The organism is Pseudomonas sp. B111 (genome assembly GCF_026428275.1).
Classification (GTDB): Bacteria; Pseudomonadota; Gammaproteobacteria; order Pseudomonadales; family Pseudomonadaceae; genus Pseudomonas; species Pseudomonas aeruginosa.
The window spans coordinates 1,433,530-1,456,981 of the sequence record NZ_CP097857.1 but is presented as its reverse complement, the minus strand read 5'-3'; the positions used below and the strand labels follow the sequence as shown (position 1 = coordinate 1,456,981).

The window sequence follows — 23,452 nt, the reverse complement described above, 5'->3', positions numbered from 1 at the left end:
AGGTTTGCGTAGGCGTAGAACCAACGAGAGCCGTGGCAGCTCCTGGCCCTGCCGGTGTGCCCCTGCCGACCTAGTTCATTTGAAATATTGTGATCCAGGCTGGGGCCAGTAAGATGGGCCGTCCGACGACCCGCACCAGCCTCTATCAAGGATCGATGCATGAGACTGTCCCGCCCGCGTTTTACCCTTTCCGCCGCCTTGCTGCTTTCTCTTTCCCTTTCCGGTTGCGTGTCTGAACTCGATTCGGGCGCCTATGGCAGCATGGACGATCCGCGCAACGCGCAGATGCTGGACCTGGTGGACCAGGCGCTGAAAGGGAACATGGCCGTGGTACTGGTGGCCGACGTGATGCCGCACAAGTCCCTGAGCGATGCGCTGACCATGACCCAGTGGACGCCAACGGCGATCTGGGAGTACGAGAAGGACCCGAAGGTGACCTTCGGCCGCAAGTTCCAGACCAACGCGCTGCAGCGGAAGCCCGACGAGACCTATCTGTTCAAGGCCTTCGAGGTGCATATCCTGCCGCCCGGCAAGTACCTGCTGACCGGCGGCGACGACTACCAGATCCATGGCTTGCTCGACCAGGTCGGCGCCCGCGGCGGTCCGCCCGGTTCGGGCCATGGCGCCAACGGCACCGCGTACCTGTCCCCCGAGCTGTATCGCGAGTACTACCGGGAAGAAGTCTGGAAAGATGCCACCTATGGCAGCGAGATCAAGACCGAGAAGGTCTGCACCGCCGTGCATGTGGCCTCGGGCGCCTGCGTGAGCTGGGGCGAGCAGCAATACACGCAGACGACCCAGGGCTCCCAGGCCGGCTATTACCAGCAGACCGACTCCCGCGACGTACCTTCGATCAAGATCCAGGCACGCTTGCCGGTCGACAAGGCGCTGGCCAGCTTCAGCGTGCAGGGCGGGCAATTGCTGCTGGCCCCGCGCATGCACCTGAAGACCCCCGGCTACAAGTACCAGCAGTCGAAGTGCCGGGCGATCGATCCGAAGAAGATCGAATGCCCATTGGAAAACCTGACCGTCTACACCTGGCCGGCGCCGATGGACTTCAGCCAGTCCCTGATCGCCCAGCGGGCCCTGAGCGACAAGCACCGGCAACTGCTGTCCAGGCTCCAGCCCCTGCAGATCACACCGCTGCGCAAGCAGGGCATGGAAGACCCGGTCTGGGGCGTGCCGCTGTCATTGAAATAGCGGGTGTTCGCTCAGGGGCGCCGGGTGTCGCCCCTATCCACGGAAGCATTTCCCCACAAGGAAGGTGACATGAACGTCTATCGCAAGGTTTCCCGCAGTGCCGTGACTTGGCTGTGCGCCGCGCTGCTGGCCGCATCCGGCCATGCCTGGGCCGAAGACTGGTGGGTGGTACACAAGGGCGACGACCCTGCCGAGCTTGACGTGTTCCTGGCCGATGCCGATTCGCTGGCACCGGTGCCGGGTATGGAAAACGCCTGGCAGGTGCAGATCGCCATGCTGTTCGACTCTTTCCATCTGCTCAGCGCGCATCAGTACCGCTGCGATACGCGAGAGGTGAAGGTGGTCAACGCCAAGACCTTCTCCAACAACGGGCAACCCACGAACCTCCAGTTCACCTTCGCCAAGGGCTGGACCCCGCTGCCCAACGAAAGCCATGAGGCTGTCCTCCAGTTCATCTGCGCGCCGCAGCAACGCGAACGCAACGGCATGCGCTCCACCGGCAGGGGCGTGCCATTGCAGGCGGTGATCACCGCCGTCGGCATGGTCGAGATGGAGCGCGCCCAGGCCAATCTCGCCGAGGCCCGGCGCAAGCTCGAAGAGGCCAAGAGCGATCGCGTCATGGGCGAACTCGATCGTCTGCTCGGCAACGAGCCCCGGAAGCCCTGAGCCGCTCTGACTGAAGCAGGGTGAAGCGAGGCGGATCGGGCCGTTTTCCGGGACGATCGGCGTAGGTCCGGAAGGCGCGTCGGGAGGGTATCGATGAAGTGGTATAGCCGCATCAGCCTGGGGCTCAGCCTCGCGGTCGCGAGCGCTTTCCTGGTGGCGTACTGGCGATCGCTCGACAGCCATGGCTATCCCAATATGAATGCGCCTGGGCTGTTCGCCTACCTGCTGGTCTTTCCTGCCTGCGCCCTGTTGCTGCATTCCACTGCGTTGGCATTCGTGCTCCAGCAGCGAAAGCTGGGGAGCGCTCGCGAAAGAGCGCTGCAATGGGCGATCAACCTGGTGCTGTGGATGGCGCCGCTTTGTTATGTCCTTGCCAGCGTCTAGCCCGATGTACTTCCTCTCAACCCGCAGAGCGACAAGCCATGAGGGCCGTTTCATCATTTTCCTGGGGGCAATGAGTGTGTTGTCCATTTCAATGGGTGGACGTTCAGCCGGCCCCGCCAGTAGACCGTGTAGCGTAGCTTCGTTTTCGCAGGAATGATGCCGAGCTTGGGACGGAAGTTGATGTCACGGTGCGATGGGGCTCAGAGGACTTGGGGCGGTGGGGCTTTGTCACGATCCCGGTCATATCATGGGCTGCTGACAAGGGAGCATGGCGATTGCGGCTGCCCTTTTCCTGGTGAAGTGCGAAACGGATTTTTCAGGAGGAAGCATGAGCTACGACACGACCGGTTCCATGGTGGGGGCCACAGTAGGAGACCCTAGCGATGAGCGATGGAATGCGTTGATTGACGAAACCGACCTCGTAAAGGGCGCATCACTTATAGGCAGATCGGCAATGGTTTTAGCCAGCCTGGCCGATCTTCCAGATGTTCCGCAAAGCTACACCCATGAGTACATCGTTCAAGGCCACAGACCCGGTATTACCACTGGTGGTGGCAGGTTCTACTGGGATGGGGCGGTTGCGCGGAATCGCCACAACGGCGGGACTATCATCAGCCCCACTGTTCCTGCGTACACTGCCCAGACGGGGTTGGCTGGCTATCTGGATGGCTCGGGGGAAACTGAGCCGTCCGCCTTTGGCTGCTTTGTCCGCAAAATCGAAGGCCATGGCATTCGCCTCGAATGGTTCGGCTGGCTGCCAGGGGAACTCGCCACCGCGCCAGCGCAAAAGCTTCTGCAACAAACCCGTTCGAACGAAGGCTCTGCGGCCCACATCGGTTACACGGCCATGTTTCCCCCGGCGACCGTTCGCTCCGGTCCATTAGTTATCGGTTCGGACCAGATCATCGCCGGAACCAGCCGGACTGTCATTCTCCAGGAGCCCGGTACGGTGACGATGGATGTCCAGCCGTTCATCAGCATGGCCGGACAGAGCAATGTGTTCATCTTCGGCAATGGAATGCAGATCAATGGACAGAAGAACGAGGCACGCAGCGGCGAAGGTCGATATGGACTTTTCATCTATGGCTCGAAAAAAGTCCTGGTCCAGGACCTGACAATCAACGCGTTCTCCGGTGATGGATTGGCCGTTACCGGCGATGCGGGGCGACCAAGCGAAGATGTACGCATCGACCGAGTCCTTTGCAACTTCAATGGACGCAATGGCTTTTCGGTCATCAATGCCAGGCGCGCGACGCTGCTGAATTGCCGAGCGACTAACACGAATACCAATGGACTTGGTGCATCAGCCAATGGACCCTGGGCGGCCTTCGACATAGAGCCCAATGAAGGAAGCGGTTACTTCATCGAAGATATCAACCTGATCGGTTGTTCGAGCGAGGGCAATGCTGGGAACGGACTCCAGTTCACCATCCCGAATACGGACTCCCCTGTCTCCGTCAGGGTCTCCGGATTCCAGTCCCGACGAGACGGTTCGGCTACTCAATACGGGGCGAAGAATGGCGGAGTGGGTTTCATATATGGAGGGGGCGTCTCTCCGAAAAACACTATGTCGGGTCTGATCCAACTGGTTGGCATCGTTGTCGACGAGCCTTTTGGCAGCGCTATGCGTTTCCGCAACTGGAGTGCCAGAAACGCGCCGGTACTCATCAGGGATGTCACGATAAGAAATGTGAACTTCGGCGTGGCCACGGGAAACATAAATCGATGCGGAGTCTGGCAGGACTCTTCTGACTCCATGGAAGTGATTGAACCAAAGGGCAATTTCGAAGTGGATGGGCTGACCGTCTTCGACGATAACCAACAGCTCATTCGACCCGTGTGGACCATGGGAATAGTGGCGGCTCCTACAATCGCCAAGGTGAGGAATGTCTACGTCAACCGACATGGCTATCCTGCTGTTTTGCCGTTACGTACGAAAGTACAAGGAGGCGTAGGGTGGAGCGAGCTGCCGATGGTGTCCTTGTCCTCGTCCTCAGCAATCGCAGGAACGGATTATGTCGGACAAATGGTCGAGTTGACGGGGAGCGGAGGATTCGTACTGCCGGAGGCCGCTCTTGCCTCGGGCTGTGTCTTCAGGATCAGGAATGGTTCGAGCGGCAGCATCAACGTCACGGCACTGGCTGGAGGAATCACGGGCAGTACCTACGGTAGCTACACCAACACAGGAAGCAGCCTGACCTTGATCAATGGGCAGTATGCCGAGCTATGGAGCAATGGAAGCACCTGGGTCCTGAAATGACGCGTAAACCTTTTATTTGGCTTGCCTCCGACTGTCATGGCGTATGGTCGGTATGCCAGGACAGCTTTTCGAGCGGCTCAGCGCTTCGGCGCAAAGACCATCTTCACCGGCGCATCGTGCTTCAGGCGCGAGCCGTCCGCTTGGTTTCCGGGCTCGAAGCTAGGGTGCCAGGCCCTGAGTTCCGTATCGGACAGCCACTCCAATTGCAATTCGTCCGCGGATGCGCGCAGGTCGAATTGCGCCAGCGACTGCACGACTGAATGGCACTTTTCCGATTTCCCGGTTTCGAGGAGGGAGACCTGTATTTCTTCGCCCCAGGTGATCGAACCTTTCTCCGGGCATTTCCGAACCTCGACGTGGTATTGCCCGTTCGGCGACGGCAGGTCGGAAATCAGCTTGTCGGGGCCGCAGGCGGCGAGGAGTACGCTCAGTATCAGCAGGGGGCTTTTTTTCATCCATGACCTCTGTGGAAATCTCGGAAAGGAATTCCTTTCTTTTCCTGGCGGAAAATGGGCAGGAAGCGTGCCTGCCCATCCTACGCGCGGACTGCTCGATCTGCCCATGGGCATCCACAGCTTCGTAGATGAGCGATATCAGATGGCACTGAGCGATTTCAGGATCAGATAGGTGCAGATGAGCACCCCTGCCATGGACAAGAGGCCCAGGGCGACAATGCTGAGTTTCATCGGGTTTCCTCGTTGAACTGCGATGGGCTGCTGTATCAAGGAGGGGAGAGGCAGCAGGTGAGAGGGAAAGCCCCGGGGGGATGAGCGGCCCCCGGGGCTTTGGTGACCACCATAGGAGAAAGTCACCTTGATAAGACTAGCCCTGTTTCGCTGTGCGGCAAGCGAAGCGGCATCGCTTTTCCCGCGGGATCGGGAAAATGCCTAGCCATACCGCAGTGATGGCCACGGAGGGTCCATGCGCCTCGTCCATTTCCTGATTGCCCTTCCCGCCGCGCTGCCGGCTGAGCCTCAGATAACCGCGAGGCGCGGGTTCAGCGGTCGTCGCCGATCTCCAGTTCGATGAAGTCGATGACTCCTGCCGCGCGGTTGTCGAGGCGCTCGAGTTCCTGGCCGTCCAGCGTCTGCAACAGCGAGGTGCCGTGTTCCAGGCGCTCGCCGGAGGCATGCGAAGCGGCTTCGCGGGTAGGACTGAACAGCCAGGCGTGCGGATGTTGCGCGCGCCAGGCGGCGCGGGGCGAAAGGCTGACCTCGGTGCCCGCCGGGTAGTGCCAGGCGCCCAGTTGCAAGGCCTCGGCGAGGACCGTGCCGCCGAGGCCGTACAGGCGCGGTCGCGGTCGAAGGCCAGGGCGCCGCCGCTCAGCGCGATGCCGCGCACCGACACCCGTTGCCCGGTTTCCGGCATTACCCGCCAGCGCTCGGCGTCGCGGTAGCCGTCGGTGTAGACCATGCCGTCGCTGGCGAACAATCGCGCACCGGCGGGGAAGTCGATCTCGTCGGCGCGGTTGCCGGTCGCCAGGCTACAGCCTTCGAAGGCGGCGGGACGCCCGTCGCGCTCGCTGGCGAAGGCGATTTCCTGGCTGGCGTCGCAACGCCAACCTTCGATCTCGGCGACGCCCTCGCCACGCAGGCGCAGCGAAGTGGGATGGACGCCGGTGGTTTTCCATGGGTCCTGCGGGTCGTCCTGCTCGCTCTGCAGCCAGCGTTGCAGGTGGCGGGTGGCGACGCCGCGGATCGTCACCGGGGTGGGGAATTCGGCTTCGCGGAAGCTTTCTGGCTGGTGCTTGAGTTCCAGCTTCAGCCGGGTGCCGGCAGGCATCTCGATGCCTCCGAGGCGCGAGGGGCGCTCGAGCACGGCGCTGTGCGCGGCTTCCTCGCGCGCGCGTTCGCGCTCGTACTGCCAGAGACCGATCTCCAGCCAGGCGCGCAGTCCCAACGGGATCAGCAGGAGCAGCATCAGCAGGCCGCGGCTCGGCCAGCGGCGGCGCAAGCGCTGGCGCGCGCGCGGGCTGAAGGCCAGGAGCGATAGCCAGACCAGCAGCCAGATGCCGGCGACGAACGACGACAGGTAGATGAGCGGGACGATCAGGGGAAGAGGGGCGACGGGGATCACGCGGGCGTCCTTGCGGGCTGGGTTCCATGACGTCTCCGGCGCGGCGTGCCGGGTACCTGCCAGAGTTTACAGGGCGCGTCCCGATGCCGCAGCGGCAAACTGTCTTCAGGCCTTGCCCGCCGGGGGCCACGCTCTGGAGAGGGAGGCGCTCGGGGACGGAATCGGCGAAGTGACGATTCAAGCCCAGGCGCGACGGGCCGATGGGGTGGTTATCGGTTTCTGCAGTCCAGTGGGGAAAAGCCAATGAACGAAAGCGTCGCCAGGGTGTTCGATCGGATTCTGCGGGGGCTCGGGTTGAAGACCCTGAACGCCCAGTTCCTACTGTCCTATGCACTGATGTTCGGCCTGGCCGCCTGCGCCTCGGTGGCGTTGTACCTGAGCATGTCGATCTCGCCGGAAACCATCAACGTGGCCGGTGCGCAGCGCATGCTCAGCCAGAAGATGGCCCGCGAGGCGCTGCAATTGCGGCTCGGCGCCGGCGACCCAAAGGCCCTGGCCGCGACCATCGCCCAGTACGAGCGCTCGGCCGCCGACCTGGATGCGGGCAATGCCGAGCGCAACGTGAGCCGGATGGGCGCGCCGGAGATCGCCGCCCAGCGGCAGAAGGTGGCGCAGATCTGGGGCCGCTATCGGGCCATGCTCGACCAGGTGGCACAGCCTGCCAGCCAGGTCGACCTGCGCGGCTTCTCGCAGTATTCCGCCGAGCTGTTGGGCGAGCTGAACAAACTGGTCTCGCTGATGAGCGCGCGCGCCGACAGTGTCCAGCACACCCAGATGTGGATCGCCTTCGGTTGCCTGTTGGCGATCCTGGTGCTGGTGGTGCTCGGCCGGCAGTTCGGCCTGGCGCCGCTGATGCGGCAGTTGCGTGGGTTGGAGGTGGCGCTGACCGAGGTCGGTGCGGCTAACTTCACCCATGCCCTGGCGGCGGGCCATGCGGACAACGAGATCGGCCGCATCGTCGCCGGCTACGAGCGGATGCGCCAGGACGTCAGCGGTCTGCTGGCGAACGTCAAGCGCAGCGCGGCAGAGACCGACAAGGACGTGGCCGAGGCCCTGGAGCAGGCGCTCGGTGCCGGTGACCAGGTGGCGCGCCAGCACCAGGACCTGGACCAGGTGGCCACCGCGATGAACGAGATGAGCGCCACCGTGGCCGAGGTCGCCCGCCACGCCAACCATGCGGCGCATTCCACCCGCGACGCCGCGGCCCTGGCCCACGAGGGACGCCGTCTGGTGGAGCACGCCAGCAGCCAGACCGGTGCCTTGGCGGAGGAACTGGAACAGACCGCCCTGGCGCTGAACACCCTGCACCAGCACGCCGGCAGCGTCGGCCAGGTGCTTACGGTGATCAGCAGCATCGCCGAGCAGACCAACCTGCTGGCGCTCAATGCCGCCATCGAGGCGGCGCGGGCCGGGGAGGCCGGGCGCGGCTTCGCCGTGGTGGCGGATGAGGTGCGTTCGCTGGCCAACCGTACCCAGCAGTCGACCCAGGAGATCCAGGGGCTGATCGAGCAGTTGCAGGACGGCGCCAACGATGCGGTAGCCGCCATGCGCGGTAGCGCCAGCCATGCCCAGAGCAACCTCGCCGAGGCCGACAGCGCGGCCCAGGCGCTGGGGCGCATCGTCGCCACGGTGGAAGAGCTGGACGGCCTCAACCAGCAGATCGCGACCGCCGCCGAGGAACAGAGCCAGGTGGCCCAGGACATCGACCGCAACATCACCAACGTCTCCGGACTCTCCGAGCAGGCCCACGAAGGGACCGCCGCAGTGCTTTCGGCCAACCAGAGGGTCAAGGAGCACATGGCTGGCTTGCGCGTGGTGCTCGGTCGCTTCCGCACCTGAGGCTGGCTGCGGGCGTCGGCGCTAGTCGGCGGACAGCTCGCGGATCAGCGCCACCGTCAGGTACAGGCGCGGGGCGATGCTCGACAGTTCGAGGTATTCCGCCTCGCTGTGCAGGCCGGCGCCGACTACGCCGAGGGTTTCCAGCACCGCCGGCTTGTCGCTGCCGGGCACGTAGGCGTAGCCGGCGTCCGTGCCGAAGCGCATGGTGATCGGCTCGATGCGCTTGCCGATTCGACCGTAGAGCGTCTGCGCGGTTTCCGCCAGGCGCTGCGAGGCGGGGTTCTTCACCAGGGGCGGACGACCCTTGTCGAGACGCAGACTGACTTCGGTATCGGCGATCAGGCGTTCGCCGGTCAGCTTCCGGGCGTCGGCCAGTACCCGCTCGCTCTCGGCCGGGTCCGAGTAGCGCATGTCGGCTTCCGCCGAAGCCTCGGCGGGAATGATGTTGCGCTTCTCGCCGCCCCTGGCGAGGGTCCAGTTCAGCGTGGTGCCTTTCGCCGGATCGCCGAGGTCCTTGAGACGCAGCAACTGGTGCGACAGTTCGAGAATGGCGTTGCGGCCTTGCTCGGGTGCCGAGCCGGCATGGGACGAGCGACCCTTCACCTCGAGCAGCAGGCCGTCGATGCCATTGGTGGCTACCGTCACTGCGTCCCGGTCCGGCGGCTCGTAGGAGAAGACGTAGTCCTGCTGCCGGGCCAGCTCGGCGATCAGTTGCTTCGAGCCGGCGGAGCCGGTTTCTTCGTCGGGATTGAACAGCACGGTGATCCGTCCGTAGTCCCTGAAGCCTTGCTGCCTGAGCAGCGCCAGGGCATGCAGCACCATCGCCACGCCGCCCTTGGCGTCGGCCACGCCGGGTCCGTAGGCGCGCTCCGCGTCCTCGCGGAACGGACGCTTCGCCGCGCTGCCGGCGGCGAACACGGTGTCGTAGTGAATCATCAGCAGGAAGCGCTTGCTGCCGGTGCCATCGAGGGTGGCCACCAGGTTGTCGCCGGCCGAGGGCGTCGCCGGTGCGCTGCGGACTTGCGCGCCGAGCGCCTGCAGGCGTTCGGCGAGCAGCGCGGACAACTGGCCGAGGCCTTCGGCCTGGCCGGTACCGCTGTCCACCGCGACCAGTTGCCGGAGCGTGTCGAGGTAGGCCGGGCGTTCGGCTTCGGCCTGGCGCAGCAGCTCGGTGGCTGGCGTGTCGGCAGCGAAGGCGGCGGGCGAAAGCAGGAAGGCGAGGGCGAGCGGCAAGAGGTGGGGCAGGCGGCGGGCGTGCACGGAAGGTCCTCGTCTGGTGGGCGGAGGCGGCGCGGTTGTGCGCCGCGGTATCCGATTGACCTTAGGTCATGAGACGGTTTCCGCCAGCAGCGCCTCGACCTTGCGCCGCAATTCTTCCAGCAGGGCCCGTTCCTCGGCCGAATAGTCGCGCGGTCGGCTGTCGAGTACGCAGACGGTGCCGTACGGGGTGCCGTCGGGCGTATGAACCGGATAGCCAAGGTAGTTGCTCAGGCCGAACTCGACTTCATCCTCGTTGCCGGCCCATTCCGTCTCCTGGCGCGAGTCGCGCACGTGCAACGGGGCGTCGCGGTCGACCACGCGTTCGCAGTAGAGGGGGTTTGGCGCCGTCTTCATGGACGCTCTTGCGGCCTTCGGCGCCGATCGGGTAGGTGTCCTCCAGTCGCCCGGCGGAGGCCTCGACGCGCATGTGCCGGGGCAGGGAACGCATGATCAGCACCGACGGCACGTCGAGCCGGCGGGCCAGTGCGTCGATATCCCGGCGCAGGGATTCGAATCGTTCGGAGGATTTCGCCATGCCCGACCTCGCCCATGTCTGGTGGATGAACCGCGACTGTAGCGGCGAAAGGGGGCTTGGCCTAAATACCCTTTGTTGCGCTCCCCCTCGCTCGAGCGCATAAGCGCCCGGCTGTCACCCCTCGGTCGGGCCGGGCAGGTACTCCAGCAGGTCTCCCGGCTGGCACGCCAGGTAGGCGCAGATGGCCTCCAGGGTAGCGAGGCGAATGCCCTTTACCTTGCCCTGCTTGAGCAGCGACAAGTTCTGTTCGGTGATGCCGATGGCCTGGGCCAGGTCCTTGGACCTGGCCTTGCGCAGGGCGAGCATGACGTCCAGCCTGATTTCGATGGGCATGGCGGACCTCAGACGAACTGGCGGTTTTCCTCGGCGAGCAGGGCGGCCTTGCGCTGGATGCGCGCGATCACCATCACCGAGGCGGCGGCGAACAGGCTGACCAGTTCCGCCGAACCGAAGCTGAGACTGACGATGCGTTGCCCCTGGGGTTGGAGGAAGGTGATCCAGACCGTCAGCAGCGGCTCCAGCAGGAAGTTCGCCAGCACCCAGCAAGCCAGGCACAGGCCGACCTTGCCGAGCAGCGCCGCGGCTTCTTCGCAGAAATACTCGCCGCGCCCGTAGTGCTGGAACAGCCGCCGCAGCGCTTGCAGTCCGCTGGCCAGGACCAGCAGCGGCAGGCTCGACAGGAGGATGCCGCCGAGGGCCTGCCAGAGCGGCATGTCTCGCGCCGCAACGCCGAGGTCGCCGGCGACGCCGGTGGCAGTGAGGGCGAAGCCGAGGCCGTGCTCGCTGGCGAGGTCGGGGAAGATCCAGCACGCGGCGTTGAGCAGCAGCATGCCGGCGATCAACAGCAGGGTCAGGGTAGCCATCAGGCGGCTGTAGCCGGCCAGGCGGTCGCTTGTCATCGGGGGTACTCCTGGGAAGGTGGGCAGGCCCCTCGGAAACGAGGGAAATTGGAGTGATCATAATTTAATAATAAGTTATCGTAAAACGATAATTTTATGATCGCTGCATCCAGCCTGGAGCGCTCCGCAAAATCCCCCCGTGCCTGCCGGGGGCACGGAGGGGAAGCGTCCTACTTCTGCAGCAACTGGACGTTGTCGATGAACATCGACTCCTGCTGGTTACCGCTGAGGATCATCAGTTCAGCACGCTTGATCGGCCCCTTCGGCAATTGCACCTGGCCGCGCAGGCTGGCCCAGCGGCCATTCTCGACCACCTTGTAGCCCAGGGGCAGGTATTCGCCGGGCCGACCCTGGCTTTCCAGGTAGAGGTAGGCATAGGTCATGGCCTGCGAGCCGCGACCGTCGCCGACCCGTACGTCCGCGCTGAACGCGTAGGTCCGGCCTGCTTCCAGGTTGCCCAGCAGGCTGGTGCTCGCGCCGGTGCCGGCGTAGCGCCGCTGGTAGGCTTCCAGGGCCAGCCGCCCGGCGCTGGCGACGCGCGTGGCGCGGGCGCTGGCATGCACGCCGCTCCAGCCGCCGATGCCGCTCTCGAAGTCGTAGGCGATGCGTTTCGGCGCCGGCGGTACGCTCGGCGGCGCGGCCTGGGCTTCCTGCAGGTTCATCTCGTCGACCAGCAGGCTGGCGCCGCTGTCGCTCCAGACCGCCACGTAGAGGTTGCGCTGGTCGGCGGCGGGACGGTAGTCGAAGGTCTTCTCCAGGCGACTGAACTCGTTGCCGCTGACCGACAGTTCGACGCTCTGCGCCGGGTTGTAGGCCAGGGCGCCATCGGCGCGTTCGCTGAGCAGCGCCATGCGCACGGTTTCACGGGTATTGGCGGCCTTGAGCATGACCTTGCCGCTCAGCCGGTAGCCGCTGCCGGCGCGCAGGGGGGCAATGGGGCGGACCAGCAGATCGAAGCCACGCACGTCGACCAGCAAGGCATTGTCGCGGCAGCCCTTGGCGACGTTCACCAGGCTCAGCTGGGCGTTGCCGGACCATGCGCGCCAGCCTTCCATGCTGGCGAACTCGCCATCGCCGAGCATGCCGCCGAGCTTGGCTTTCGTGCACCATGGCAGGTCCGGCGGGGTCGGCGTGTCGCCGCCGGAGCCCGGGTTGAGCGTGCCGGGTACCTTGGTCGGGCGAAAGTCGGCGATCTGCGTGGCCATGCTGTTCAGCGCGCGTACGGCGTCGGCGTGTTCTTCGCGACCGCAGGGCTGGTTGGCGCATTCGGCGTTGACCAGGCGCGGGTTGGCGAAGAACGGTGCCTGCTTGTTGGTGCCGAAGGCATGCGGGTAGGCCATCACGGTGGCGAAGCGCCCCTGCACGCCGTAGCCGCGGCTCCATTCGTAGGTGCCGCTGTGGGCGTAGCGCGGATCGTAGTAGCTGGACTCCAGGTCCTGCTCGTAGGAGTGGCGCAGGCCCATGTTGTGGCCGGCTTCATGGGCGAAGGTGTTGAGCCCGCAGTCGACGCCGGTGAGGTTGTAGGCAATGTCCTTGGCGTTGCCGTGGAAGCGCCCGCTGTTCTTATCGCCCGAGCCCATGTAGCCGATGCCGCAGGTGATGTAGCCGTTGCCGCTGTTCTGCGAGCGGTTGACCAGGCTGACCAGGTCGGCGCCGTACTGCTCGCGCAGGCGCTGCACCTGCGGGTCGCGCATGAAGCGATCGAGGTTGGTGCCGGTCACCGTCGGGTAGTCGGCCCAGTCCAGGCGCTGCTTGTGCACCAGGCGCAGGCGCAGGTCGACGCCGCTCTTCTCGTAGGCGGTGTTGGCGAACTCGATGTAGCTGGCGATCCGCGCATCGATGTCGCGTCCGTTTCCGGTCTGGGTCGCCGCGGGGGTGTAGAGCACCATGATGTCGACGGTCTTCGGCGCGGCCTGGGCGGCAGAGGCTACCGCCAGGGCGAGGGTGGAGCAGAGCAGGGATTTCTTCATGGGTTGCCTGTGTTCGGACAATAGGAAGCCATGGCGCCCCGAGGGCACCGCTGGGGAAACATGCTGGGAAGGTGGGCTCAGCCCTGGGCGGGCGGCGGCATCGGTGGCAGCTCGGCGAGCGGCGCGTCGACATGATCGCCATGCGGGTCGCTACGCGCGGCGATGTCGTTCTCGTCGATCACCCGGGTCTTGCCGCTGCGGTTGTCGACGATGATCGAGTAGCTGCCGTCGAGGGTGGCGACATTGATGTGGGTTTCCAGGCTGCCGCGCACCACGGTCAGGCTTTCCGCCTCGTCGCCGTCCACCAGGCCGCCGCGCCAGACCGGCAGGCCGGCGCTGTTATGGGTGCTGGCGAGGCGTGCCTGCAAGGGCCGCTCGCGACCCGGCAGGCTCATTTCCAGCACCTGGCCGAGCGCCAGCGTGTCGAGCAGGGCGGGTTCGATCTGCGCCAGGTATTCGGGAATGCCCTGGGCGCCTTCGCGGCTGCGCAGTTCGCCTTGCCAGAGCGTCACCCGCTCGCGTGGCGCGGGCGCTGCGACGGGGGCCGGGGCGAGCATGTGGGTAGTGTCCGCCGTCGGCGCCGCGAGCGCCGCTGCCGGGGCGGCGACTGCCTGGGCGGCGGGGGACTGGCGGGCCTGCGGCGGTGCCTCGGGCGGAGCCGGGTCGAGCAGCCAGCCGCCGATCAGCGCACCGCCGATGGCGGCGGCCGAGGCTGCGTAGATCCATGTCTTGGCCACGTTGTTTCTCCTCTGAGTGAACGTGGCGCGGAGTCTAGGAAGAAGCCTCTCCCGGCGTGGCGGCAACCGTTCACATTTGCGCCAGGCCGCGCGCCGGCGTGACGAAACTGCGAATCAGGCCGGAGCGCTGCGGGCGCCAGGTCACGTGCGCTCTGTGCGCTGCGGCAAGGCTGGCGTTCGGCCGCCACGCTGTTCGCGGCGGAAGGCTTCGGCGCACCTGACCGACCTCGCGCTTGAAGAACTGGACGAAGTTGCTCGGCTCGTCGAAGCCGATGCCATCGTCTTCGGCAGCCCCACCTAGATGGGCGGACCGGCCTGGCAGTTCAAGAAGTTCGCCGATGCCACCTCAAAGCCCTGGTTCGTCCAACTGGCTTCGCTGACGCCTCGCGCTGGCTATGGGGTGTCGACATCCCGGCCGACGCTGGCATGTTCGCTCATTTCCAGGCAACCCGGTACGGCCTCTAGCCGCGCTGGGGCCTCAGCCTCGCGCCAGTTGCAGGAGACGGGCGCGCTCCTGCATCAGCGGCCGGCAACTGCGGATGCCTTCGACGATGCTGTAGAGGCTTTCGATCTGCTGCTGGCTGAGGCTGTTGTTCTGGGCCCAGCCGAGCAACTGCAGCCAGGTCCAGCGGGCGATGGTCTCGCTCTGCGTCTCGGCCTTCCTGCGGTCGTCCCCGTCGCTCTGTCCGACCAGGGTCTCCACCAGCCCCGAGGCGCACAACGGCAGCAGCTCCCGGTACTGCTCCGGGTGCGTGTCGCGCAGGCGACGCAGGGCCATTATGGCGGTGGTTATCGAGTCTGAATCCAAGCTTTTGTTCACAGTTCACTCCTTGTGCGTACAGGCTGGCGGCTGGTGGATCCCTGGGCCGCGAGCAACTGTTCGATGAAACGCGTCAGCTCTTTCTTGAACTCGGGTGTCAGGCTGGACACCTTGAGGATGAGCTCGGCCAGCTCGTCCTCGGGGCAATAGAGGTAGGCCATGGGGACCTGGAGGACCATGGCCAGCTGTTCGGAAGTCCGCATGTTGGGGGAGTGCCGTTCGCGTTCGTATTGGTTCATCCGTGCGCTGGCGGAAAACTCGTCCATTCCCACCAGCATGCCCAACTGTTTCTGCGAGTATCCCGCTCTGATTCTTGCGGCTTTTAGCCGGGTACCTAGCATCCATACAACTCCCGTCCCGTTGGCCCGCTCGCTCAAGGTTGGGCAAATCTGGACAAGATGGAAGCTCAGGAATCCTTAGTTTTCGCCGTGCCGGAGGCTCTGTCGTCCGGGGCGGCGCGCGGTTTCGACGCCGTGTACGAGGCTGCGGCGGGGATATGCGTCGATGTCGCCGAGATCGCGCATGCTCCGGTTTTCTCGCGGCGAGCCGGAGTATATGCGAATTGCATAAAAACGAATGCCGCTTCGTCGCCTGGGCGCGGCGGGTCGTCGTGCCGCCTGGGGCGGGCATCGGCGCCGAGGCGGCGGAAAACGGCGATCGGGACGATACTCAGGGGAGGTCGGCGACGCGGAACCAAGCTTCGCCTCCCAGGGCTGATAGTCGGGTTTCACGCAGAGGTCATTCCCATGAGAACAACAACAAGCATTCGCCGTGTCGCTGCCGTCCTGGCAGCGCTGCACCTGCTCACCTTCGCCGAGGTTCCGCTCGCCCAGGCGGCGATGATCGGCACCGCCGAGGTCATGCAGCAACAGCAGCACAACCTCGATCGCCAGCAACTGCTGAAGATGCTCGACGACCAGGGCGTACAGAAGAAACTGGAGGCCATGGGCGTGCCCCGCGACCAGGTGGCGAGCCGCATCAACAGCCTGACCAACGCCGAGCTGGCACAGTTCAACCAGCAACTGGACCAGGCACCGGCGGGCGGCATCATCGGCATCATCGTGCTGTTCCTGGTGATCTTCATCATCACCGACATGCTTTGCGCCACGGACATCTTCAGCTTCATCAAATGCATCAATCGGTGAGGCGGCTGGCAGGGGCGCTGCTGCTCGCCGCATTGCTCGGCGGCTGCGCGCAGCCGCCGAGGCTGCCGCCGGAAAGCGCGGCGCTGCCCGCACGGGTGGAGCTGCGCGACGTGCCGTTCTTCCCCCAGGAAGCCTACCAGTGCGGTCCCGCCGCGCTGGCCACGATGCTCGGCCAGCGCGGCCTGGCGTTGACGCCGGGGCAATTGAAGGACGAGGTGTTCATTCCCGGTCGCGAGGGCAGCCTGCAATTGGAGATGGTCGCCGCGGCGCGCCGCCACGGCATGCTGGTCTATCCGCTGCAAGGCGGACTGGAGAGCGTGCTCGAGGAGGTCGCGGCGGGCAACCCGGTGCTGGTGTTACAGAACCAGGCTTTCTCCTGGTGGCCGCGCTGGCACTTCGCGGTGGTGGTCGGTTTCGATCGGGAGCGCCGCGAACTGGTGCTGCGCTCGGGCATCACCCGGCGCTGGGTCACCGACTTCACCAGCTTCGAATCGACCTGGAAGCGTTCGGGACGCTGGGCGGTGCTGACCCTGCCGGGTGACCGCCTGCCGGCCACGGCAGCGACGGTTCCGTGGCTCAAGGCCGCCAGCGACAGCGAGGAAACCGGCCACCCCAAGGTTGCCCGGCGCGCCTACGAAGAAGCCGTGCGACGCTGGCCTGAGGACGCCTTCGCCTGGTTCGCCCTGGGCAACAGTCGCTACGCCGCAGGCGATTCCGCCGCTGCCGAACAGGCCATGCTCACCAGCGTCGAGCGTCGCGCGGATTTCGCCGCGGGTTGGTTCAACCTGTCCCAGTTGCTGGCGGAACGCGGTTGCGCGGCGCCGGCGCGCCAGGCGCAGGCCTGCGCGCGGGCATTGCAGCCTGGGGAAGCCCGCTTCGCTGCGGCCTTGCCGCAGGCCGTCGCACCCGCGGCTCGGTGCGCCGAGCTGCCGGCCTGTCCCGTTGGCGCACCGCCCCGCTGAGGCGGCCCAGCCGAAGGTTGTCGGAACCCCGTTCCAGCGAGACGGCTCTATACCTGGGAGGACCCCACTCAGGTGCAGAGCATGGCCAACGACAAGCAAACTTCGACTCCCGGCCCCCGACAACCGGCCAAGGGCGGCGCGGCGGGCAAGCGCCAGGGGCGTGCAGCGGAGGGCGCGCGCAAGCCGCGTGCGCGCGGCGAGGAGCGGAAAGAGAAACCGGCCGACGGACGTTCGGCCACGGCGCTGACCGCCAACGAGCGGCGGGAGATCGACGACAAGCAGCCACCGCGCGCCGCTGTCCTGCACGAGGTGATTCGCGTCCAGGGCGAACACGAGCTGCAGCGCACGCTGGCGGCGCTCTGGTGGTCGGCGGTGGCGGCGGGACTGACCATCGGCCTCTCGTTGATGGGCATGGGCCTGTTCCGCGCGGCCCTGCCCGAGCAGGAATGGGCGATCATCGTCAGCAGCTTCGGCTATCCCATGGGCTTCCTGGCAGTGATCCTCGCCCGCCAGCAACTGTTCACCGAAAACACCCTGACCGCCGTGTTGCCGGTGATGACCGAGCCGACCCTGGAAAAGGCCTGGCAACTGTTGCGTCTCTGGAGCGTGGTGCTGTTCGGCAATATCGTCGGTACGCTGCTGTTCGCCTGGGCGGTGCTGCATCTGCCGATCTTCAATGAAGCGGCCGACGCGGCGTTCCTCGAGATCGGCCGCGAGGTGATGCACAACGACCTGGCGCAGATGTTCGCCAAGGGCATCGTTTCCGGCTGGATGATCGCCACCATGGTCTGGCTGATCCCGGCGGCGGAGGGCGCGAAGATCTGGATCATCGCGATGGTCACCTACCTGATGGCGCTGGGCAGCTTCACCCACATCGTGGTGGGTTCGGCGGAGGTAGGCTACCTGGCGTTCGCCGGGGAAATCGACTGGTCCGAGTTCCTGCTGAAGTTCGCCCTGCCTACCCTGGGTGGCAACATCGTCGGCGGTAGCCTGATCTTCGCCCTGATCAGTCATGCGCAGATCCGTAGCGAAGGTTGAGGCGCGGACAGAAAAAAAACGGCACCCCGGGGTGCCGTTCTGTCGACGCGGACTAGACCCCGAGCTTGTCGCGCAGGCTGTAGTACCAGGCGCCGATGGCGGTGAACGGTACGCGGAACAGCTTGCCGCCGGGGAAGGGGTAGTGCGGCAGGCCGGCGAACGCGTCGAAGCGCTCGGCCTGGCCGCGCAGGGCTTCGGCCAGGACCTTGCCGGCGACGTGGGTGTAGGTCACGCCGTGGCCGCTGCAACCCTGGGAATAGTAGATGTTGTCGCCGATGCGGCCGACCTGGGGCAGGCGCGAGAGGGTCAGCAGGAAGTTGCCGGTCCAGGCGAAGTCGATCTTCACGTCCTTCAGTTGCGGGAAGGTCTTGAGCATCTTCGGCCGGATGATCGCCTCGATGTCCGCCGGATCGCGAGCGCCATAGATCACGCCGCCACCGTAGATCAGGCGCTTGTCGCCGGAGAGGCGATAGTAGTCGAGCAGGTAATTGCAGTCTTCCACGCAGTAGTCCTGCGGCAGCAGGCTGTGGGCCAGTTCCTCGTTCAGCGGCTCGGTGGTGATCACCTGGGTGCCGCAGGGCATCGTCTTGGCCGCCAGTTCCGGGACCAGGCCGTTGAGGTAGGCGTTACCGGCGACCACGATGAACTTCGCCTTCACCTTGCCTTGCGGGGTATGCACCACCGGGTTGGCGCCGCGCTCGATGCGGGTCGCCGGGCTCTGCTCGTAGATTCTGCCGCCGAGTGACTCCACTGCCGCCGCTTCGCCGAGGGCGAGGTTCAGCGGATGGATGTGGCCGCCGCTCATGTCGAGCATGCCGCCTATATAGCTGTCGGTCGCCACCACCTCGCGGATGCGCTTGGCGTCCATGATCTCCAACTGGTTGTGGCCGTAGCGTTCCCACAACTGTTTCTGTGCGCGCAGGTGATCCATCTGCTTCTCGGTGAAGGCGGCGAACACCCCGCCGTCCTTCAGGTCGCACTGGATACCGTAGCGGGCCACACGCTCGCGGATGATGCGCCCGCCTTCGAAGGCCATCTCGCCGAGCAACTGCGCTTCGCGCTTGCCGACGGTGCGCTCGATCACGTCGATGTCGCGGCTGTAGCTGTTGACGATCTGGCCGCCGTTGCGCCCGGAAGCGCCGAAGCCGACCTTGGCGGCTTCCAGTACGGTGACCTTGAAACCATTCTCCAGCAGGAACAGGGCGGTGGAGAGGCCGGTATAGCCGGCACCGATCACGCAGACGTCGGTTTCGACCTCGCCCTGGAGTTCCGGGCGGGGCGGCGCGGGATTGGCCGACGCGGCGTAATAGGAGGAGGGGTAGGGGGTGTGCGGCATCTTGCACCTCTGTTTTTTATTTTTTACGGATGCCCGGATGCTACCCGAGTCGAAATCGGCCGGCTAGCCTCCGTGCAAAATTTTCAACGGACCCCATGAAAATAAAAATTCCACTTTTTCAGAGAGTTAGCGAAAAAAAAGCTTGACGGTGTTTTTGGGGTCTGTAGAATGCGCGCCATCAGCAGGCACGTAGCTCAGTTGGTTAGAGCACCACCTTGACATGGTGGGGGTCGTTGGTTCGAATCCAATCGTGCCTACCAAACAAATCCCGCGCTGCTGGCGGGACAAGAAAGGCGATCCGAAAGGGTCGCCTTTTTTCGTTTGCGCCCCGAAAAAGGCCGCTCGGCCCGAGCTCGCCTGGGCTCGCGCTTCATCGCATAGCCGCTATTGACAGCGGGGGCGGTCTTTTCCGACCCTAGCGCCTTCACGGATGATTCAGGCGACAAGGCTCATGACGACCTCTTCCGGTTCGCGTATCGGCGGACTTCTTCACGCTTCCCTTTTTTCCCTGCTCGGACTCGGCCTCCTGCTCGCCGGCGGTTTCAAGACCGTCGAGCGGTACCATTTCCTGCGTACTGCGCAGGAAGCCCAGGGGACGGTCAGCGCCTTGAATGCCGGTGGTTCGCATCCGCAGATCGATTTCACCAGTGTTTCCGGCGAGCGGATTTCCTATCCCCAGGGCGGCTTCATCTTCGGCTACCAGGTGGGCGAGCCGGTTCGCGTCCTCTACGAGGCTGGGCGGCCGGCGGCCAGCGCGATAGTCGACGATGCCGGCGCGCTCTGGGGAACCAGCGCTTTCCTCTGCGGCTTCGGCGCACTCTTCGGTATTGTCGGGTTCAGGGGATTGCTGGGCCTGCGTTCTTCCCAACCGACCTCAAAAGGACATTGAAGTCATGTCGCAACTTCCCATTCCCTTGCCCCTCAACGAGAGTCGCTGGCGCTATGTGACGGCCAGCGGCGGAGGTGTGACCGTGGCCTTCCTGGCGGGCAGCGGCGGCTCCATCACGTTGCTCTCGCCGGAGGGTGAGAACGTGTCCTTCCGCTATGGCGGGGTGGGCGGCGGGATCGGACTGGGCATGCGCCTGCCGCGCTTCGGCAAGGTCAACCTCAATGTCAAGGGCAAGAGCGTTGGCGGGGCCGGTGCGCTGGAGGCGTTGCCGAGCACCGGAACCGTCTTGGTCGCGGACGGCCTGGTGGGGCGCGACCTGTCCCGCGGCGACTTCACCGGGCCCTGCATGTACGTCGAACTCGGCGCGGGAGTCATCGCCGGCGGTTCGGGCACGGCGATCCTCTTCGGCCTCGATCCCAAGCTGCTGGCGGCGGTGGCGCTGGCGAGCGCCTCGCCATTGACCGCCGCGTTGGGCGCCAGCATGTCGCGGCAATTGCTGCAATCGTCCCGTGGCGCCCTGTTGATGGCCGGGGTCAACGTCGGTGCACAGTTCGGCGGCGGCGCGGCGGCTTACCTGGGGGCGTTGTTCTGATGCAGGAGGGCGATCCGGGAGGATCGCCCTTTTTACCTTGCGCAGGCGTGCGGCGGCCAGGGCCCCGTTGAGTTCCATGGCCAGCGGGGCGGTGGCGGAAATCGTTACCGGCGCGGGGAACGGTCGTCGGAGATTCCGAACCGGCGTGGATCAGTTCTTTCCAAACAAGCCCATCCACTCGTTCGAGGTGTCGTGCTTGTGTCCAGGTTGATCATGCCCGGAGGGCCGTTGTCGCAAGAATCCGATGTCCGGATCTTCTGTTCAGCCAAGGAGCGGCTGGACTTCTACCGGCGGGAAATCCACTACGAGACGGGCCAGCTATCCAGTCGGACCAACGCCTACCTGACGGCACAGTCGTTCCTGGTCATCGCCTACGCCTCGTCGATGGCCAACCTGAACCCGGCCTGGGGCGAGCTGTTCACCCTGGTAGTGCCGGCGCTCCTGGCACTGCTCGGGATCGTCAATTCCCTGCATGCCTGGCCGGGCATCCAGGCATCCTCGGAGATCATCTGCCATTGGCAGTTCAAGCAGTCCTGCCTGCTGCACAGCGATCCGGAAATCGGCCTGGCCTACGATGATTCGCCATTGTTCAGCGAACGCGAGGTCAACCGCGGCAGCTTCGAGAAAACCTTGCTGTTCTCGCGACGCGTGCCGTTTCTGTTCGCCGGCTTCTGGTGTGCGCTGGGCGTGTTTTCGCTTTGGCTGCAACTGGCCGGCTAGCGGCGCCGCGCTGCCGGTCTCAGTGGCTGGGCGGCAGGCACAGGTCGATGCCCAGCAGGCGGGCGCCCAGGCCGCGCAACAGATAGGTCTCGATGTGACTGCCGTCCGCACAGTCGAGCTGGTAGCCGAGGGCCAGACCGGCGGAAAGGAGGACGAAGAAGAACAGGCCGATGTGCTGGAGTTTGCTCATGATGCTTTGGGTCGGTGGCAGGAGGCAGGGGCGATTCTAGGGCAATTCGACGAGCGCCCGGAGTGGGTGCGTCCTTTTGCCGGCCCGCTGCGAACGGACGTTGACGTGACGGGCGGGCGCATTTATAAGTCCGCCACCTCCAGCGAGACGACGGTCGAACATGCGCGACGAAGACGACATCCACGAGCCCGAGCACGACCACCTGCTGGACAACGAATACCTGGAGGACGAGTTCGACGCGGCGTCCGCCGAAGACTACGCCGATGGCGGCGAGGAGAGCGAAGCCGGGCCGGCCTGGCAACCCTGCGCTTGCTGCGAGGACGTGCTGGTAGCGAGGGACGCGGACGGGCACTACGTTTGCGCGGAGTGCGCGGCGCTCGACTGACGACGGACCTTCCCTGGTGCGCCGTGTAGGGTTTCAGTCGCCGCCCTTCCAGGCGCCCTGGCTCGCCGCAGCGCGGAAGCGGGCGCGGTTGGCCGGCGTGTCGGCGGGTTCCGATTCACCGAAGATGGCTTTCATCCAATGGCCGTCGGTGGGATTGGGGAAGATCACGTACTTCTCGCCGAATGCCTTGCGGTCCTCGTCGAGCAGCCGGTTGCGCTGCATCACGTCGTCGACGTAGTAGCGGCGCTGGAAGTCGTTCAGGTTGTCGCCGAGCATCAGCAACACGTCGTACTGCGCGGCGATGGCCTTCTGCGCCGGCTCTTTATTCGAGCTGTCGCGCAGGATGGTCACATGCTCTGCGTCGGCGAACGGCATGCGCAGGGCGCGCATGTTGCCCAGGGCATACTCCAGGGTCTTTTCGCCCTGGTCGCGGCTGGACACGTAGAAAATCTCCACGCCTCGGGACCTGGCGTATTCGAGGAACTCCAGGGCGCCGGGGGTCAGGCTCGGGCCGTTGGCTGCGACCCAACGGTCCCAGACGGCGTCGTCGAAGAACTCCTTGTCCTGGCTGAGCAGGAAGCTCCAGTAGCTGTTGCTGCCGAGCAGTGTATCGTCGAGGTCGCTGACGATCGCCGGTTTCCTCGCCCCGGGCTGGCGCGCGGCCAGCGCCCGGTCCAGTCGATCGCGGGCAACGTTGAAGCCCTGGTAGTAGAGGGCGCGGTATTCGGCGGCGGTCTGCCGCCAGGCGACTGCGGCGGTGAGCAGGTTCGAGGCTGGCGTTGCGGCGGGCATCTGCTCCTGGGCGTGGAGCAGGGAGCTGGCCAGCAGCAGGGTGGCGGCGATTATTGTTGTTCTGGTTCGTGGCATGGATGGGTCTTGGGCAGTATGTCCGCGCGGGAATGGCGGTGTGTTTTCATACTTCAAGGCGTGCGGTACCACAATCGCGATGGCGCAATGACGTAACCGATTGACGCGTTGTCCGGGAAACGGCTGCGGCGGGCAAAAAAAATCCCGGCCGCGTGGAGCAGGCCGGGAAAGGATCCAGGGATGTACAGCGCCCACAGCTTATGTCGGCGGCGGTTTCGATGAAGCTGCCGGATCTGGTAGGCGCGATTTTCGCGTCGATGTGTGACCCGCTTCGCCGACTATCCTGGCAAGTGGGGTCGCGAACCAATAGGATTTGCGGGTTTTATTCAATCTGGGTGAATGCGTGCAGGAAATCTACTCTGAAGAACAGATGCGCAAGGCGCTGGGCCTTGCCGAAACACGACCGAAAAAGGCCCGGACCGAGGCTAGCCAGCCGGTCCGCTACACCATCGTCGAACTGAGCGTGCGCAAGGACGGGGCGGGATTGCCGCTGCGTTTCGAACATCGCTCGCGCTCCATCAGCAAGGTCACCGCGCAACTGGAGGCGGAGAAGGAAGCCAAGCGCCAGGGTTACCAGGTCTGGGCGCTGCTGGATATCCGGCAGATCTGAGCGAGGCGCCTGCGCTGGCGCAACCGCGCGGGGGCGCGGCATTGTCCTGGTCGAGGTCCGGCTGCTAAGGTG

At 65.1% G+C, this 23,452-nt stretch carries 23 protein-coding genes, 1 tRNA gene and 3 pseudogenes; 15 read left to right on the top strand and 12 right to left on the bottom strand.

Translation table 11 applies throughout. The annotated features are described in order from the left end of the window. Positions 1–159: 159 nt before the first annotated feature. The 4 genes from M6E97_RS06795 (at position 160) to M6E97_RS06780 (ending at position 4,510) form a co-directional block, all read left to right on the top strand. Positions 160–1,200 carry a hypothetical protein gene (locus M6E97_RS06795; RefSeq protein ID WP_003138782.1) on the top strand — a complete coding sequence of 347 codons (1,041 nt, stop codon included), beginning with the start codon at positions 160–162 and terminating at the stop codon, positions 1,198–1,200. A gap of 69 nt (positions 1,201–1,269) precedes the next feature. After that, complete coding sequence (locus M6E97_RS06790) at positions 1,270–1,866, top strand: hypothetical protein (RefSeq protein ID WP_016253302.1); 597 nt, start codon at positions 1,270–1,272, stop codon at positions 1,864–1,866. Between the two features lie 93 nt (positions 1,867–1,959). Continuing rightward, positions 1,960–2,250 carry a hypothetical protein gene (locus M6E97_RS06785; RefSeq protein WP_019486206.1) on the top strand — a complete coding sequence of 97 codons (291 nt, stop codon included), beginning with the start codon at positions 1,960–1,962 and terminating at the stop codon, positions 2,248–2,250. Between the two features lie 328 nt (positions 2,251–2,578). Further along, the gene (locus tag M6E97_RS06780; protein ID WP_019486205.1) at positions 2,579–4,510 is read left to right on the top strand and encodes a right-handed parallel beta-helix repeat-containing protein; all 1,932 of its coding nucleotides are present in this window, start codon (positions 2,579–2,581) and stop codon (positions 4,508–4,510) included. A gap of 77 nt (positions 4,511–4,587) precedes the next feature. Here the strand turns inward: M6E97_RS06780 and M6E97_RS06775 are convergent, their stop codons facing one another. Together M6E97_RS06775 and M6E97_RS06770 are read right to left on the bottom strand one after the other, a co-directional pair. Continuing rightward, the gene (locus M6E97_RS06775) at positions 4,588–5,073 is read right to left on the bottom strand and encodes a hypothetical protein (protein WP_003138785.1); all 486 of its coding nucleotides are present in this window, start codon (positions 5,071–5,073) and stop codon (positions 4,588–4,590) included. Between the two features lie 434 nt (positions 5,074–5,507). After that, a pseudogene (locus tag M6E97_RS06770) lies at positions 5,508–6,586 on the bottom strand (hypothetical protein). 243 nt (positions 6,587–6,829) lie between these two features. On the opposite strand from M6E97_RS06770, the gene mcpN reads away from it, so the two are divergent. Beyond that, positions 6,830–8,425 carry a nitrate chemoreceptor McpN gene (gene mcpN, locus M6E97_RS06765; RefSeq protein WP_003108927.1) on the top strand — a complete coding sequence of 532 codons (1,596 nt, stop codon included), beginning with the start codon at positions 6,830–6,832 and terminating at the stop codon, positions 8,423–8,425. Between the two features lie 21 nt (positions 8,426–8,446). Here mcpN and M6E97_RS06760 read toward each other — a convergent pair whose 3' ends face one another. The 6 genes and pseudogenes from M6E97_RS06760 to bamI form a co-directional block, all read right to left on the bottom strand. Next, a complete protein-coding gene (locus M6E97_RS06760; protein WP_009313918.1) occupies positions 8,447–9,685 on the bottom strand; it encodes a M20/M25/M40 family metallo-hydrolase in 1,239 nt (412 codons plus the stop codon). Between the two features lie 66 nt (positions 9,686–9,751). After that, positions 9,752–10,220, bottom strand: a pseudogene (locus tag M6E97_RS06755) (GAF domain-containing protein). A gap of 114 nt (positions 10,221–10,334) precedes the next feature. After that, on the bottom strand, positions 10,335–10,553 hold the full coding sequence (locus M6E97_RS06750) for a helix-turn-helix domain-containing protein (protein WP_003090850.1): 219 nt from the start codon (positions 10,551–10,553) through the stop codon (positions 10,335–10,337). An 8-nt stretch (positions 10,554–10,561) separates the two neighbouring features. Next, on the bottom strand, positions 10,562–11,119 hold the full coding sequence (locus M6E97_RS06745) for a DUF2975 domain-containing protein (protein ID WP_009313922.1): 558 nt from the start codon (positions 11,117–11,119) through the stop codon (positions 10,562–10,564). A gap of 170 nt (positions 11,120–11,289) precedes the next feature. Continuing rightward, the gene (gene mep72, locus M6E97_RS06740) at positions 11,290–13,089 is read right to left on the bottom strand and encodes a metalloendopeptidase Mep72 (protein ID WP_033939289.1); all 1,800 of its coding nucleotides are present in this window, start codon (positions 13,087–13,089) and stop codon (positions 11,290–11,292) included. A gap of 77 nt (positions 13,090–13,166) precedes the next feature. Continuing rightward, complete coding sequence (bamI, locus tag M6E97_RS06735) at positions 13,167–13,826, bottom strand: biofilm-associated metzincin protease inhibitor BamI (RefSeq protein WP_033939290.1); 660 nt, start codon at positions 13,824–13,826, stop codon at positions 13,167–13,169. 154 nt (positions 13,827–13,980) lie between these two features. On the opposite strand from bamI, the pseudogene M6E97_RS31185 reads away from it, so the two are divergent. Next, positions 13,981–14,628: pseudogene (locus M6E97_RS31185) on the top strand (flavodoxin family protein). A gap of 14 nt (positions 14,629–14,642) precedes the next feature. Here the strand turns inward: M6E97_RS31185 and M6E97_RS06720 are convergent. After that, the gene (locus M6E97_RS06720; RefSeq protein WP_003115217.1) at positions 14,643–14,987 is read right to left on the bottom strand and encodes a helix-turn-helix domain-containing protein; all 345 of its coding nucleotides are present in this window, start codon (positions 14,985–14,987) and stop codon (positions 14,643–14,645) included. 405 nt (positions 14,988–15,392) lie between these two features. Between M6E97_RS06720 and M6E97_RS06715 the strand changes: the two genes are divergently transcribed. The 3 genes from M6E97_RS06715 (at position 15,393) to M6E97_RS06705 (ending at position 17,791) form a co-directional block, all read left to right on the top strand. Beyond that, the gene (locus tag M6E97_RS06715) at positions 15,393–15,791 is read left to right on the top strand and encodes a PA2779 family protein (protein ID WP_003090843.1); all 399 of its coding nucleotides are present in this window, start codon (positions 15,393–15,395) and stop codon (positions 15,789–15,791) included. Further along, positions 15,776–16,753 carry a PA2778 family cysteine peptidase gene (locus M6E97_RS06710; RefSeq protein WP_023099459.1) on the top strand — a complete coding sequence of 326 codons (978 nt, stop codon included), beginning with the start codon at positions 15,776–15,778 and terminating at the stop codon, positions 16,751–16,753. The genes M6E97_RS06715 and M6E97_RS06710 overlap by 16 nt, the downstream gene beginning before the upstream one ends. 81 nt (positions 16,754–16,834) lie before the next feature. After that, positions 16,835–17,791 carry a formate/nitrite transporter family protein gene (locus tag M6E97_RS06705; RefSeq protein ID WP_003090842.1) on the top strand — a complete coding sequence of 319 codons (957 nt, stop codon included), beginning with the start codon at positions 16,835–16,837 and terminating at the stop codon, positions 17,789–17,791. 52 nt (positions 17,792–17,843) lie between these two features. Here the strand turns inward: M6E97_RS06705 and M6E97_RS06700 are convergent, their stop codons facing one another. Beyond that, positions 17,844–19,127 (bottom strand): NAD(P)/FAD-dependent oxidoreductase, encoded by a 1,284-nt coding sequence (locus M6E97_RS06700; RefSeq protein ID WP_033939291.1) that lies wholly within the window; start codon positions 19,125–19,127, stop codon positions 17,844–17,846. 183 nt (positions 19,128–19,310) lie between these two features. On the opposite strand from M6E97_RS06700, the gene M6E97_RS06695 reads away from it, so the two are divergent. The 4 genes from M6E97_RS06695 (at position 19,311) to M6E97_RS06680 (ending at position 21,328) form a co-directional block, all read left to right on the top strand. Continuing rightward, positions 19,311–19,387: transfer RNA gene (locus tag M6E97_RS06695), tRNA-Val, on the top strand. Positions 19,388–19,578: 191 nt separating this feature from the next. Further along, the gene (gene tsi4 / locus M6E97_RS06690; protein ID WP_003099162.1) at positions 19,579–20,016 is read left to right on the top strand and encodes a type VI secretion system immunity protein Tsi4; all 438 of its coding nucleotides are present in this window, start codon (positions 19,579–19,581) and stop codon (positions 20,014–20,016) included. Positions 20,017–20,020: 4 nt separating this feature from the next. Further along, entirely contained in the window at positions 20,021–20,608 is a 588-nt protein-coding gene (tse4, locus tag M6E97_RS06685) for a type IV secretion system toxin Tse4 (protein WP_003138819.1), read from the top strand. 198 nt (positions 20,609–20,806) lie between these two features. After that, positions 20,807–21,328 carry a hypothetical protein gene (locus M6E97_RS06680; protein ID WP_003119901.1) on the top strand — a complete coding sequence of 174 codons (522 nt, stop codon included), beginning with the start codon at positions 20,807–20,809 and terminating at the stop codon, positions 21,326–21,328. A 19-nt stretch (positions 21,329–21,347) separates the two neighbouring features. On the opposite strand, the gene M6E97_RS06675 is transcribed toward M6E97_RS06680, so the two are convergent. Then, the gene (locus M6E97_RS06675) at positions 21,348–21,518 is read right to left on the bottom strand and encodes a hypothetical protein (protein ID WP_003090834.1); all 171 of its coding nucleotides are present in this window, start codon (positions 21,516–21,518) and stop codon (positions 21,348–21,350) included. Positions 21,519–21,678: 160 nt separating this feature from the next. Between M6E97_RS06675 and M6E97_RS06670 the strand changes: the two genes are divergently transcribed. After that, a complete protein-coding gene (locus M6E97_RS06670) occupies positions 21,679–21,903 on the top strand; it encodes a hypothetical protein (RefSeq protein WP_003090833.1) in 225 nt (74 codons plus the stop codon). 33 nt (positions 21,904–21,936) lie between these two features. Here M6E97_RS06670 and M6E97_RS06665 read toward each other — a convergent pair whose 3' ends face one another. Next, positions 21,937–22,770, bottom strand: a complete 834-nt coding sequence (locus M6E97_RS06665; RefSeq protein ID WP_020751079.1) for a 5'-nucleotidase, lipoprotein e(P4) family — start codon at positions 22,768–22,770, stop codon at positions 21,937–21,939. Positions 22,771–23,140: 370 nt separating this feature from the next. Between M6E97_RS06665 and M6E97_RS06660 the strand changes: the two genes are divergently transcribed. Beyond that, positions 23,141–23,380 carry a hypothetical protein gene (locus M6E97_RS06660; protein ID WP_003099145.1) on the top strand — a complete coding sequence of 80 codons (240 nt, stop codon included), beginning with the start codon at positions 23,141–23,143 and terminating at the stop codon, positions 23,378–23,380. The last annotated feature ends 72 nt before the right edge of the window (positions 23,381–23,452 follow it).

Excerpts from the sequence above, each read along its gene's own strand:
- M6E97_RS06715 (WP_003090843.1), top strand. The coding sequence starts at position 15,393 with ATGAGAACAACAACAAGCATTCGCCGTGTCGCTGCCGTCCTGGCAGCG.
- M6E97_RS06700 (WP_033939291.1), bottom strand. The coding sequence starts at position 19,127 with ATGCCGCACACCCCCTACCCCTCCTCCTATTACGCCGCGTCGGCCAAT.
- tse4 (WP_003138819.1), top strand. The coding sequence starts at position 20,021 with ATGTCGCAACTTCCCATTCCCTTGCCCCTCAACGAGAGTCGCTGGCGC.
- M6E97_RS06750 (WP_003090850.1), bottom strand. The coding sequence starts at position 10,553 with ATGCCCATCGAAATCAGGCTGGACGTCATGCTCGCCCTGCGCAAGGCC.
- M6E97_RS06720 (WP_003115217.1), bottom strand. The coding sequence starts at position 14,987 with ATGCTAGGTACCCGGCTAAAAGCCGCAAGAATCAGAGCGGGATACTCG.
- mcpN (WP_003108927.1), top strand. The coding sequence starts at position 6,830 with ATGAACGAAAGCGTCGCCAGGGTGTTCGATCGGATTCTGCGGGGGCTC.
- mep72 (WP_033939289.1), bottom strand. The coding sequence starts at position 13,089 with ATGAAGAAATCCCTGCTCTGCTCCACCCTCGCCCTGGCGGTAGCCTCT.
- M6E97_RS06780 (WP_019486205.1), top strand. The coding sequence starts at position 2,579 with ATGAGCTACGACACGACCGGTTCCATGGTGGGGGCCACAGTAGGAGAC.
- M6E97_RS06775 (WP_003138785.1), bottom strand. The coding sequence starts at position 5,073 with ATGGGCAGATCGAGCAGTCCGCGCGTAGGATGGGCAGGCACGCTTCCT.
- tsi4 (WP_003099162.1), top strand. The coding sequence starts at position 19,579 with ATGACGACCTCTTCCGGTTCGCGTATCGGCGGACTTCTTCACGCTTCC.
- M6E97_RS06795 (WP_003138782.1), top strand. The coding sequence starts at position 160 with ATGAGACTGTCCCGCCCGCGTTTTACCCTTTCCGCCGCCTTGCTGCTT.
- M6E97_RS06745 (WP_009313922.1), bottom strand. The coding sequence starts at position 11,119 with ATGACAAGCGACCGCCTGGCCGGCTACAGCCGCCTGATGGCTACCCTG.
- M6E97_RS06785 (WP_019486206.1), top strand. The coding sequence starts at position 1,960 with ATGAAGTGGTATAGCCGCATCAGCCTGGGGCTCAGCCTCGCGGTCGCG.
- M6E97_RS06660 (WP_003099145.1), top strand. The coding sequence starts at position 23,141 with ATGCGCAAGGCGCTGGGCCTTGCCGAAACACGACCGAAAAAGGCCCGG.
- M6E97_RS06710 (WP_023099459.1), top strand. The coding sequence starts at position 15,776 with ATGCATCAATCGGTGAGGCGGCTGGCAGGGGCGCTGCTGCTCGCCGCA.
- M6E97_RS06705 (WP_003090842.1), top strand. The coding sequence starts at position 16,835 with ATGGCCAACGACAAGCAAACTTCGACTCCCGGCCCCCGACAACCGGCC.
- M6E97_RS06665 (WP_020751079.1), bottom strand. The coding sequence starts at position 22,770 with ATGCCACGAACCAGAACAACAATAATCGCCGCCACCCTGCTGCTGGCC.
- M6E97_RS06790 (WP_016253302.1), top strand. The coding sequence starts at position 1,270 with ATGAACGTCTATCGCAAGGTTTCCCGCAGTGCCGTGACTTGGCTGTGC.
- M6E97_RS06670 (WP_003090833.1), top strand. The coding sequence starts at position 21,679 with ATGCGCGACGAAGACGACATCCACGAGCCCGAGCACGACCACCTGCTG.
- M6E97_RS06675 (WP_003090834.1), bottom strand. The coding sequence starts at position 21,518 with ATGAGCAAACTCCAGCACATCGGCCTGTTCTTCTTCGTCCTCCTTTCC.